Here is a 9,617-nt window from a genome sequence, read left to right as displayed (position 1 = left end):
GTATTGGTCAAACCGGGCGATAAAGTAGCATTCGATGACCCACTGCTGACGCTGGAATCGGACAAGGCCTCGATGGACGTGCCGAGCCCTGGTGCCGGCACCGTTGTGGCGGTGACGATCAAGGAAGGCGATCGCGTTTCCAAGGGCAGTTCGATCCTCACGTTGCAAATGGCGATTGATGAAGCGCCGGTTGCGCAAACGTCCGTCATTAGCCCGGTCGTGGCCGAACCCATCGTCAACATTCCTCCGCAGCCAGCCGCCGCCAAAGCGCCTGCGCCTTCGGTGAGTATTTCCGGACCTAAACCTCACGCCAGCCCGTCAGTACGCAGTTATGCGCGCAAGCTGGGCGTGGACGTCAGCCGCGCGATTGCCACCGGCAAGGGCGGGCGACTGCTTCGTGAAGATATCGAGCGTTTCGTCAAGGACGCTCTGCTGCGTCTGGACAGTTGCGCGCCGCGTGCCGATCAAACCGGTGGACTCAATTTGCTGCCGTGGCCGGACATCGACTTTGCCAAGTTCGGCACGGTCGAGAAGGTCGCGATGTCGCGTATCAAAAAGATCTCCGGCGCAAATCTCGCCCGCAACTGGGTGATGATCCCCCACGTCACCAACAACGAAGAAGCCGACATTACCGAGCTGGAAGCATTTCGCGTGCAGCTCAATCTGGAAGGCGGCAAGGACGCGATCAAGTACACCCTGCTCGCGTTTTTGATCAAGGCCGCGGTCGCCACCTTGAAAGCCTTCCCGTCGTTCAACAGTTCGCTGGGCAACGAAGACGGCGAGCCGATCCTGATTCTCAAGCAGTACTTCCACATCGGTTTTGCCGCTGACACGCCGAACGGTCTGGTGGTGCCGGTGATTCGCGATGCCGATCAGAAAGGCATTGGCCAGATCGCCACCGAATGCGCCGAACTGGCGCGCAAAGCCCGGGACGGCAAGTTGGGCCCCGCCGACATGAGCGGCGGAACCTTCACCGTTTCCAGCCTGGGAGGCATTGGCGGCACCGGTTTTACGCCGATTATCAATGCGCCGGAAGTGGCGATCCTCGGCGTCACCCGCGCGCAAATCAGACCGGTGTGGGAGGGCAACGCCTTCGCGCCGCGACTGATTCTGCCCATGGCGTTGTCATGGGATCACCGCGTTGTCGATGGCGCGGCGGCAGCACGCTTCCTCCAGCATCTGGCGGCTCTGTTGGCAGATTTCCGTCGAATTACGCTGTGAGGAAATGGCCATGAGTCAGATTATCGAAGTGAAGATGCCCGGTATCGGCGATGCCGCCGCCATACCGGTGATTGAAATACTGGTCAAGGTTGGCGATGTGGTAGTAGTCAATGACGCGATCTGCACGCTGGAATCCGACAAGGCGACGATGGATGTACCGTCGTCTGCCGCCGGTGTGGTCAAGGAAATAAGGGTCAAGGTTGGCGAGAAGGTCGGTGAAGGCGCGGTGTTGTTGACGCTGGAATCGCATGAGTCGGCCATTCAACCAATGCCAATGCCAACGCCAGCAGCGGCTGCAACCGGCGGCAGCGCTGAGTTGCAGTGCGACGTACTGGTGCTCGGCGGCGGCCCCGGTGGTTACTCCGCTGCATTCCGCTCGGCCGATCTGGGCCGCAAAACCATGATTGTAGAGCGCTACGCCGCATTGGGCGGCGTGTGCCTGAACGTCGGTTGCATCCCTTCCAAAGCGCTGCTGCATATCGCCTCGGTCATGGAGGAAGTCCCGCTTCTGGCGTCACTGGGCATTGACTTCGGTGCCCGACAGGTTGATATCGACAAACTGCGCGCGCACAAAGAATCGGTGGTCCACAAGCTCACGGGCGGCCTCGCCGGCATGGCCAAGGGGCGCAGTGTCGAAGTCGTGCGCGGTGTTGGCCGGTTCCTCGATTCGCACCGTATCGAGGTCGCGCTGTGTTCCGGTTCCGGCCAGGAGCACACGGGCGAGAAACAGGTGATTCGCTTCAAACAATGTGTGATTGCCGCTGGCAGTCAGGCCGTCAAGTTGCCGTTTATGCCGCAGGATCCGCGCGTCGTTGACTCCACCGGTGCGCTGGAACTCAGAGCTGTGCCCAAACGTATGCTGGTGGTGGGCGGCGGGATTATCGGTCTGGAAATGGCCACGGTGTATTCGGCGCTGGGTGCGCGTATCGATGTGGTCGAGATGCTGGACGGCTTGATGCAAGGCCCGGATCGCGATCTGGTCAAAGTCTGGGAAAAGCACAACAGCCGTCGTTTCGATCACCTGATGTTGAACACCCGCACGGTGAAAGCCGAGGCCAGCGAGCAGGGCATCTGGGTGACTTTCGAGGGTGAAAAAGCACCCGCAGAACCCCAGTGCTACGACCTGGTGTTGGTCGCGGTCGGTCGTAAACCCAATGGCAACCAGCTCGATGCTGAGAAGGCCGGTGTCACTATCAATGAACGCGGTTTCATCCCCGTCGATAAGCAACTGCGCACCAACGTGCCGCACATCTTCGCGATTGGCGACATCGTCGGCCAGCCGATGCTGGCCCACAAAGCCGTTCACGAAGGTCATGTCGCCGCTGAAGTCGCGGCAGGTGAAGCCCTGAACAACGCAGAACTGACGCGCAGCCGTTTTGAGGCGTTGCAGATTCCCGGCGTTGCCTACACCAACCCGGAAGTGGCCTGGTCCGGCCTGACTCAGCAAGAAGCCAAAGACAAAGGCATCAAAGTCGAGGCCGCGGTTTTCCCGTGGGCAGCGTCCGGACGCGCGATTGCCAATGGTCGCGACGAAGGTTTCACCAAGCTTTTGTTCGATGCCGAAACGCATCGAGTGGTCGGTGGAGGCATTGTCGGCACCGGTGCGGGCGACCTGATCAGCGAGGTGTGCCTGGCTATCGAAATGGGCGCCAATGCAGAGGACATCGGCAAGACCATCCATCCCCATCCGACACTGGGTGAAACCGTGGGGATGGCCGCAGAAGTGGCCCATGGCACTTGCACCGACTTGCCTGCGGCACGTCGCAAAGACGCGTGAAGGAGGGAATGACCATGAATGCCTGCAATGAGGCAACCCTGGCGGACTTGACCCACTGGGTGGGCCGCGAGGAACTGCGTAGTGACTGCATCGATCAACGCACGGCACAGGCGCTGGCTGCGACGCTCGACCTTGATTCCGATTCAGTTCAAGTCGGCGCCGAGTTACCGCCCTTGTGGCACTGGGTGTACTTCTCGCCAAATGCCCGACACAGCGAAATTGGCGTCGACGGGCATCCGCAACGCGGTGGTTTCCTCCCGCCAGTGAACCTGCCCAACCGTATGTGGGCCGGCGGGCGCTTGAGCTTCGAGCAACCGCTGCGCGTCGGTGAAGCCGTCACCCGGGTTTCGCGCATCCTGCGCTGCGAGCGCAAATCCGGCCGCAATGGCGAGCTGCTGTTTGTCACCGTCGAGCACAAGGTTTCTGGTGAGCGTGGTGTGTGTGTGGTGGAGGAACAGGACATTGTCTACCGCCAGCCAGCGCCTCAAGGAGCGCCCCTTGCCGGCGAAGCGACGGAGCGCCTTGGCGAATTCCGCCGGCTGATTCATCCCGACCCGGTATTGCTGTTTCGTTATTCGGCACTGACGTTCAACGGCCATCGCATTCACTACGACAAGCCCTACGCCACCGGGGAAGAAGGCTATCCAGGCCTCGTCGTGCAGGGCCCGCTGGCCGCGACATTGCTGCTCGAAGCGTTTCGCGCGGCGCACCCGGACAAGCGCATACGACGCTTCGCTTTCCGCGCGATCGGCCCGCTGTTCGACACGGCGGACTTTGCAGTGTGCGGCCAGCTCACCGGCCCGGGCAGCGCCGATCTTTGGACCGACTGCAACAGGCGCTCGACGATGAAAGCTGAAGTCACGTTCGACTGACCCCCAAGCGTTTTCAAAAAAGGTGCCGCTGTGCAGAAGCGCCAAGGGCACTGCTGCGCCGCGATCCCTACAAACAAGACAGGAAACCGACATGACCATGCTCTACGCCCCCGATGAACACCAGGAAATCCGCGACGCCGTCCGTGCCTTGTGCAGTGAGTTTCCAGACGAATACCACCGCAAGATCGACGAACAGCGGGCCTACCCGGAGGCCTTTGTCGATGCACTGATCAGCGCGGGCTGGCTCTCGGCGATGATCCCGGAAGAATACGGCGGCTCGGGTCTGGGGTTGACTGAGGCGTCGGTGATCATGGAAGAGATCAACCGGTCTGGCGGTAACTCCGGCGCGGTCCATGGCCAGATGTACAACATGAGCACGCTGCTGCGTAACGGCAGCACCGCGCAGAAAGAAAAGTACCTGCCAAAGATTGCGGCCGGCGAGTTGCGCATCCAGTCGATGGCGGTCACCGAGCCAACCACGGGCACCGACACCACCAAGATCAAGACCAACGCCGTGAAGAAAGACGGCCGCTACGTGGTCAACGGGCAAAAGGTGTGGATCTCGCGGGTGCAGCACTCCGACCTGATGATTCTGCTCGCACGCACCACGCCGTTGACCGAGGTGAAGCGCAAGTCTGAAGGCATGTCGATTTTCATCGTCGACCTCAAAGACGCCATCGGCAAGGGCCTGACCGTGCAGCCAATCCCCAACATGGTCAACCACGAGACCAACGAGCTGTTCTTCGACAGCCTGGAGATTCCAGAGGAAAACCTGATTGGCGAGGAGGGCAAGGGCTTCAAATACATTCTCGACGGGCTTAACGCCGAGCGTACCTTGATCGCCGCCGAATGCATCGGCGACGGTTACTGGTTCATGGAGCGCGCGGTCAAATACGCCAACGAACGCGTGGTGTTCGACCGTCCCATCGGGCAAAACCAAGGCGTGCAATTCCCGATTGCCGACGCCTTCATCGAGATCGAAGCCGCCAACCTGATGCGTTTCAAGGCCTGCCAGCTATTCGACGCGCACCAACCCTGTGGCGCCCAGGCCAACATGGCCAAGTACCTTGCCGCCAAAGCATCGTGGGAAGCCGCCAACGTTTGCCTGCAAACCCACGGGGGGTTCGGCTTCGCCAATGAATACGACATCGAGCGCAAGTTCCGAGAGACCCGGCTGTACCAAGTCGCGCCGATCTCCACCAACCTGATCTATTCCTACGTCGCCGAGCACTTGCTCGGGCTGCCGCGTTCTTTCTGAGGGCTCCGTTATGGCTTCTACCCAACCGGTACTTGCGCTAGAAGGGATCACGGTGGTCTCGCTCGAACACGCCATCGCAGCACCTTTGGCCACGCGACATCTGGCTGACCAGGGCGCTCGCGTGATCAAGGTCGAGCGTCCGGGCAGCGGCGATTTTGCCCGCGCCTATGACGCGCGCGTCGATGGTTTGGCCTCGCATTTTGTCTGGGTCAACCGCTCGAAAGAGAGCCTTGCGCTCGACCTGAAACAACCCGAGGCACAGGAGATTCTGATGAAGCTTCTGGCCGAAGCCGATGTATTGGTGCAGAACCTTGCGCCGGGCGCGGCTGCCCGATTGGGGCTTTCGTTTGAAGCACTGTCTGCGAAACACCCGAAGCTGATCGTCTGTGACATTTCGGGATACGGCGAGGGCGGACCGTACACCGAGAAGAAGGCTTACGACTTGCTGATTCAGAGCGAGGCCGGCTTCCTGTCTATCACAGGTACACCGGAGGAGCAGGTCAAGGCCGGTATTTCCATCGCCGACATTGCGGCGGGCATGTACGCCTACACCAATATCCTCGCGGCGCTGATCGAACGCGGTAAAACCGGTCGTGGCCGGCGCATCGAGATCGCGATGATTGATGCGATGGTCGAGTGGATGGGCTTCCCGATGTACTACGCCTACGAAGGGCAGGAGCCGCCGCACCGTACCGGTGCTTCCCACGCGACGATTTACCCCTACGGGCCGTTCCGCGCCGGTGATGGCCGTACCGTCATGCTCGGCCTGCAGAACGAACGCGAGTGGGCGGTGTTCTGTGACAAGTTACTGGGCGACGCAGCACTCGCCACGGATGCGCGGTTTGCCAGCAACGCGCTGCGCACCGCCAACCGCGAAGTCTTGAGCAAACTGATCGAGCAGAACTTCGCCAGCCTCAGCACTGATGAAGTGATGACTCGCCTCGATGCCGCTGACATAGCCAATGCCAACGTCAGCACCATGAACGACATCTGGAACCATCCGCAACTCGCCGCACGTCAGCGTTGGACCACCGTGAACACGCCCGCCGGCCCGATACCCGCACTGCAACCACCGGGCATGGGCGGTGAGCATCCCGCGCGCATGGGGCCGGTGCCGGCACTCGGGGAACATACCGCCGCGATTCTTCGTGAACTGGGTTATGCCGACCGCGCCGATGAACTGCGCGACAGGAAGGTAGTGTGATGGCGATTCGACAATTGAATCTGGCGCGGGCGCGCACCTTTCTGTTCGTACCGGCGAACCGTCCGGAACGCATTGGCAAAGCGCTGGCCAGCGGTACCGACGTCGTTGTGGTCGATCTTGAGGACGCGGTGGCACCAGTCGACAAACCGACGGCGCGCCTGGCCTTATTGGCCTGGCTGGATGAGCATCCCGATGAGCTTGTGATGGTGCGCATCAATGCCGCCGACACGCTGTGGCATGAGCATGATCTGGCGGCCTGCCGGCACACCGGCATCGCTGCCGTGATGCTGCCAAAAGCCGACAATGCGGCGCAGGTGCAGCACGCCCACCATGTCACCGGCAAACCGCAGTTGTGCATCATCGAGACCGTGCAAGGCATTGACGCCCTGGCGCATATCGCCAGTGCGCCGGGTTGCGCGCGGTTGATGTTCGGCAAGCTGGATCTGGCCGTCGAGCTCGATCTGATCCCCGACGAATCAGACCCCGAAGAACTGGTGTTTCTGCCTTGGCGCGCCATGCTCGTGCTTGCGAGCAAAAGGGCGAGATTGCCTGCGCCGGTCGATGGCGTGTTCACCTCCATCGGTGATCAACCAGGCCTGGCCCGGTACGCCGCTCGTGCGCGGCGGCACGGGTTCACTGGCCAGTTATTGATTCATCCGAGCCAGGTCACGGAATCCGCTACGGCCTTCACGCCCTCGGCGCAGGACATTGAATGGGCGCAAGCCGTTTGCCAGCTCGGTGACGCGGCCGGCGGCGGGGTGGTGGTGCTCGACGGCCGGATGATCGATGCGCCGGTGATGGCGCGGGCGCGGAACATTCTTGCCTTGGCGGCGGAGTTTGGTCTCGCTACCTGAAGCGTCGTTCTTTTCTATTTCGGAACAACACTTCGGCCCATTCACAAATTCTTAAAAGCGGCCCAGCTCAATACTATCGAGGTGTGGCAACCGCAGCCGAATTCGCCTTGCGCCGGATAGTCCCGCCGCAGGCCAAATGTTTCAAATGCAGGAGCATGACCCATGGAAAATAACGCAAACAAAAAACCGATGGCCATGAGTGGAGCCCGCAATGGAGTACGCAACGGGGCCGATTACATCGCCTCGCTGCAAGACGGTCGCTCCGTGTGGATTGATGGCGAGCGCATCAAGGACGTGACGGTGGATCGCCGTTTCCGTGGCGCGATTCAATCCATCGCTGATCTGTATGACATCCAGTGCGATCCCGCCCTGCAGGACAAGATGACCTTCGAATCACCGACCTCCGGTGCGCGCGTCGGTCGCTCGTTCATGTTGCCGCGTTCGGCTGACGATCTGCGTCTGCGCCGGGAAATGATGAAGACCTGGATGGACGCGGTCGGCGGCATGATGGGCCGCACACCGGACTTCCTTAACGTCATGGTCAGCGCGCACGCCTCTGCGCACGAACTGTTCGCTGCCGGCGGTGAGCAATTCGGTCAGAACATTCTCAAATACCATGAGTTCATCCGCGAAAACGACCTTGCGCTGACTCACTCGCTGGTGTCGCCGGACATCGACAAGCGCCTGCAAATGTTCGAGCAGCCGGGCGACATGGTCATGCGTGTGGTGCGCGAATCCGATGCCGGTATCTACGTGTCCGGCGCGCGTTCGGTGGCCACCCTCGGCCCGTTGGCCAACGAAGTGCTGATCATGCCGGCGGCGGCGAAATTCCCGCTGGTGGCGGATGCCGAAGCCTACGCGGTGGGTTTCGCAGCACCTATCGATACCCCCGGGATGAAGATGATTTGCCGTCCTTCGTTGCCAGCGAAGGGCCGGTTCGCCAACGACCCGCTGACCGGACGCATGGACGAAATGGACGCCGTGCTGTGGTTTGAAGAGGCGTTTATCCCGTGGGAACGGGTGTTCATGTACCGCAGCATCAAAGCGGTTGAATCGGCAATGAAGTCGCCATCCGGCCCGCACGGTTCGCACCAGTCTGCCACGCGGTCGCTGGCGAAGATGGAGTTCCTGCTGGGCATCGCCTACAACCTGACCGAAGTGAACCACAGCCGCTTCCCCAACGTCATGGTGCAACTGTCGGAATTGGTCGCTTATGTCGAAACCCTGCGCGCGATGATTCGTGTCGCTGAAATCGACTGCGTGCCGGGCCCCGGTGGCACCGTTGTGCCGTACGAGCAGCCGCTGAATGTGGTGCGCGCGCAATACCCGGCGATGCATGCGCGGGCGCTGGAAATCCTCCAGTTGCTCGGTGCTGGCAACGTGGTGGTGGCGCCAACGGTCGAGGATCTCTACAGCGAAAACGGCCCGGCCATCGAACGTTATTGCGCCGGGGCGGATATTCCCGCCGAACGCAAAATGCAGCTGTTGCGGCTGGCCTGGGACGCGTCCTGCTCGTCGTTCGCGGGGCGCCAGAACCTGTACGAAAAGTTCTTCTCGGGCGATCCATGGCGCAATGCGCAAATGCGTGGCGAACGCTATCCCGGTGCTCGTGAGGCGCAAGACCGTGTGTGGGCGTTCCTTGATCGCAATAGCGAATGGGATCAGCGCATCAACGGCCAATAAGCGAAGCCTGCTGTAGCCCCAGCGATAACGATGCTGCGGCAAGCGACCAAAATAATAATTTGCGGAGTTTTGTATGCCTCGTATCCAGCTGCCCACCCCCGACGAAGAACCCGAAGCCTTTGCGCTGCTGCGCGCCAAGCGTGGCCACGCGCCGAATGCGCAGATCTTTCGCACCCTGGCGACTTGCCCGGAGATTCTCGAGGTTTTCATTCCCATGGCCGACGCGGTGCGCAACGGCTGTGGCATCGATCCGAAACTGCGTGAGATGGCCATCGTCATGGCGTGCCAGACCATGGGCACCCATTACGAACACGATCCGCATTGGAATCGGGCCCTTAAGGAAGGCGTGCCAAAGGAACAGATGCAAGCGCTGTGGGACTTTGAAAAGAGCGCGCTGTTCTCCGATCTGGAGAAGGCCGTGCTGCGCCTGGCCCGGGACGCAACCCGTGCGCCGGCGCAGGTCAGCGACAAGGTCTGGGAAGACGTTTACCTGGGCCTGGGGCAAAAGCAGAGCGTGGCGCTGCTGTTCAATATTGGTTGGTACAACATGACCGGTCGGTTGACTGGCCCCCTCGAGTTGAGCAACGAGGCCGATTTCACTCGGCTCTGAAAAGACATCAGGAGAATTAACATGCCATTGCCAACACCGGTCTATTACCCGCCGTTCAATATCACCCGCTCAAGTCACGCCGTCATCACTTCGCGTGACCTGGAAGCCAGTCGCGATTTTTACGAACAGGTCATTGGC

General features: G+C 60.9%; 8 protein-coding genes. All 8 read left to right on the top strand.

What is annotated here, in order from left to right:
* Nucleotides 1-1,221, top strand: a 1,221-nt coding sequence (locus WBB95_RS22910) for a dihydrolipoyllysine-residue acetyltransferase (RefSeq protein WP_424489640.1), incomplete at its 5' end; no start/stop codon positions are given.
* 10 nt (nucleotides 1,222-1,231) lie between these two features.
* On the top strand, nucleotides 1,232-2,998 hold the full coding sequence (gene lpdA / locus WBB95_RS22905; protein WP_424489639.1) for a dihydrolipoyl dehydrogenase: 1,767 nt from the start codon (nucleotides 1,232-1,234) through the stop codon (nucleotides 2,996-2,998).
* A 14-nt stretch (nucleotides 2,999-3,012) separates the two neighbouring features.
* On the top strand, nucleotides 3,013-3,870 hold the full coding sequence (locus WBB95_RS22900; protein WP_424489638.1) for an FAS1-like dehydratase domain-containing protein: 858 nt from the start codon (nucleotides 3,013-3,015) through the stop codon (nucleotides 3,868-3,870).
* Between the two features lie 97 nt (nucleotides 3,871-3,967).
* Nucleotides 3,968-5,128: an acyl-CoA dehydrogenase family protein gene (locus WBB95_RS22895; RefSeq protein ID WP_033037529.1), complete on the top strand. Its 1,161-nt coding sequence runs from the start codon at nucleotides 3,968-3,970 to the stop codon at nucleotides 5,126-5,128.
* 10 nt (nucleotides 5,129-5,138) lie between these two features.
* On the top strand, nucleotides 5,139-6,332 hold the full coding sequence (locus WBB95_RS22890; protein WP_424489637.1) for a CaiB/BaiF CoA transferase family protein: 1,194 nt from the start codon (nucleotides 5,139-5,141) through the stop codon (nucleotides 6,330-6,332).
* A complete protein-coding gene (locus WBB95_RS22885) occupies nucleotides 6,332-7,186 on the top strand; it encodes an HpcH/HpaI aldolase/citrate lyase family protein (RefSeq protein ID WP_424489636.1) in 855 nt (284 codons plus the stop codon). Before WBB95_RS22890 ends, WBB95_RS22885 begins: the two co-directional genes overlap by 1 nt.
* Before the next feature lie 162 nt (nucleotides 7,187-7,348).
* Complete coding sequence (locus tag WBB95_RS22880; RefSeq protein WP_017337763.1) at nucleotides 7,349-8,869, top strand: 4-hydroxyphenylacetate 3-hydroxylase family protein; 1,521 nt, start codon at nucleotides 7,349-7,351, stop codon at nucleotides 8,867-8,869.
* A gap of 73 nt (nucleotides 8,870-8,942) precedes the next feature.
* A complete protein-coding gene (locus WBB95_RS22875; protein ID WP_401208206.1) occupies nucleotides 8,943-9,479 on the top strand; it encodes a carboxymuconolactone decarboxylase family protein in 537 nt (178 codons plus the stop codon).
* The last annotated feature ends 138 nt before the right edge of the window (nucleotides 9,480-9,617 follow it).

Source organism: Pseudomonas sp., from assembly GCF_049645325.1.
Taxonomy (GTDB): domain Bacteria; phylum Pseudomonadota; class Gammaproteobacteria; order Pseudomonadales; family Pseudomonadaceae; genus Aquipseudomonas.
The sequence above is the reverse complement of the archived record's forward strand: the minus strand, read 5'-3'. Positions and strand labels throughout refer to the sequence as shown.

Coding starts and splice junctions, on each gene's coding strand:
- WBB95_RS22895 (WP_033037529.1), top strand. CDS start 3,968: ATGCTCTACGCCCCCGATGAACACCAGGAAATCCGCGACGCCGTCCGT.
- WBB95_RS22900 (WP_424489638.1), top strand. CDS start 3,013: ATGAATGCCTGCAATGAGGCAACCCTGGCGGACTTGACCCACTGGGTG.
- lpdA (WP_424489639.1), top strand. CDS start 1,232: ATGAGTCAGATTATCGAAGTGAAGATGCCCGGTATCGGCGATGCCGCC.
- WBB95_RS22880 (WP_017337763.1), top strand. CDS start 7,349: ATGGAAAATAACGCAAACAAAAAACCGATGGCCATGAGTGGAGCCCGC.
- WBB95_RS22875 (WP_401208206.1), top strand. CDS start 8,943: ATGCCTCGTATCCAGCTGCCCACCCCCGACGAAGAACCCGAAGCCTTT.
- WBB95_RS22885 (WP_424489636.1), top strand. CDS start 6,332: ATGGCGATTCGACAATTGAATCTGGCGCGGGCGCGCACCTTTCTGTTC.
- WBB95_RS22890 (WP_424489637.1), top strand. CDS start 5,139: ATGGCTTCTACCCAACCGGTACTTGCGCTAGAAGGGATCACGGTGGTC.